General features: G+C 72.6%; 3 protein-coding genes. All 3 read left to right on the top strand.

The features are described from left to right. Nucleotides 1–192: DUF6223 family protein (locus tag AB0G02_RS38355; protein WP_360804861.1), on the top strand; the 192-nt coding region annotated here is incomplete at its 5' end. Nucleotides 193–366: 174 nt separating this feature from the next. Then, a complete protein-coding gene (locus AB0G02_RS38350) occupies nucleotides 367–828 on the top strand; it encodes a hypothetical protein (protein ID WP_360804858.1) in 462 nt (153 codons plus the stop codon). Between the two features lie 210 nt (nucleotides 829–1,038). Beyond that, nucleotides 1,039–1,772 (top strand): LLM class F420-dependent oxidoreductase (locus AB0G02_RS38345; protein WP_360804864.1); only part of this gene is annotated, 734 nt, incomplete at its 3' end.

Below are 1,772 nucleotides of genomic sequence, written 5' to 3'. Positions count from 1 at the left end.
GCCGTGGTGGCCTTGGTCGCCGGGCTGATCGGCGCGGTCAACGGGGTGGTGAACCTGGCGGTCGCGGAAGGCGGTCCGGGGACCGGCAACGGGGTGGTCGGCGGCGGTGCGGCCCTGGTGCTCGGGCTGGTCGGCACGGTCCTCGGCTGGTCGGCCCTCACCCGCTCCCGCCGCACCCAGCCGACCGGCTGACGCGCTGAGCCGGTCGGCCCGGGACGCGAACCCGCTTTCGCGTGTTTCTCCCGCACCGGTTGAAACCGCGGACCTCCCCGGCACGTCCCAGTCGCCGTGAAGACCTCGCCTCACCCGGCACGACCGACCGGCACACCGGGCAGCGGAACGCGATCGCACGGACACGCGGCCGCGGTGCTCGTCCTCCTCGCCGCAGTCGCGGGTTGCTCGACCTCCGTCACCGGGTCCGGTGCCGCCGCCGATCCCACCTCCACCACGACCGCGGCCACCACCACGACCAGGACCACCACCCGGATCCCGCCCACCACGACGACCGAGGCGTCGAAGTCCACTCCGGTGCCGTTGCCGACGATCGACGAGTCCGCCCCGGCCCAGTACTGCGAGGACCCCTTCCCCGGCGCGCTGGGCAAGCCGATGCTCGCCGTCGTCGTGGAGACCCCGGCCGGCCGGATGAGGTGCGACCAGGCGGCCTCGGTGCTGGTCGACTACTACGCCCAGCGTCACGACCCGACCCCCGGGCTCCCGCCGCTGGAAGTCGGTCCGATGACGTGCAACCAGGTCCCCGAACCGGCCATGCCGCAGGTCGTGTGCACGGACGGGAAGGACGTCATCTACTCGATGTGGCCACAGCGGTGACCCGGCACGGCCGCGCCGTCGCGTGCACGCCACGACGCTGTCGGTGAGCGCGGGTTGGTGCTCCGCGAGAAGTGGGCCCGTTGCGACCGTTGACCTGGAGTGCGCTCCAGCCACTACGGTCGCGGCCGTTGGTGCGGGAACGGCTGCGGAACGGAGCACGACGTGCGACTGGGTGTGCACATCCACCGGTTCAACCAGGGTCCGGCGAGGATCGGACGGGCGTTGGCCGACGCCTGCGAGGCGGCCGAGGCAGCCGGGTTGGGCTGGATGTCGGTGATGGACCACTACTTCCAGATGGAGGGCAACGACCGCGCCGAGGACGCGATGCTGGAGTGCTACACGACGCTCGGCTTCCTGGCCGCGCACACCAGCAGCGTGCGACTGGGCACGCTCGTCACGGGCGTCACCTACCGCCACCCGGGGCTGCTGGCGAAGATCGCGACCACGTTGGACGTGCTGTCGGGCGGTCGGGCGACGTTGGGCATCGGCGCGGCCTGGTACGAGCGCGAGCACGCGGGCCTGGGCGTGCCGTTCCCGGCGGTGGCCGAGCGGTTCGCGCGGTTGGAGGAGGCGGTCCGGATCTGCCTGCAGATGTGGGACCCGGCCGACAACGGGCCGTTCGAGGGCGAGCACTACCGGCTGGCCGAGACGCTGTCCGTGCCCGCCCCGGTGAGCACGCCGCACCCGGAGCTCATGATCGGCGGCAACGGCGAGCGGAAGACGCTGCGGCTGGTCGCCCGGTACGCGGACGCCTGCAACTTCCTGCTCTCGACGCCGGAGGAGGTGGCGCACAAGCTCGACGTGCTGCGCCGGCACTGCGAGGACGTGGGCCGCGACTACGCGACGATCCGCAAGACGACGGTGCACCTCGGGGACGTGCCCGGCGATCCGGATGCCCTCACCTCGGCGCTGGCCGGCTACGCGGAGCTGGGGGTGGACACCGT

It is taken from the genome of Actinosynnema sp. NPDC023658 (assembly GCF_040639995.1).
Lineage (GTDB): Bacteria > Actinomycetota > Actinomycetes > Mycobacteriales > Pseudonocardiaceae > Actinosynnema.
This window is presented reverse-complemented; position numbering and strand designations above follow the sequence as displayed.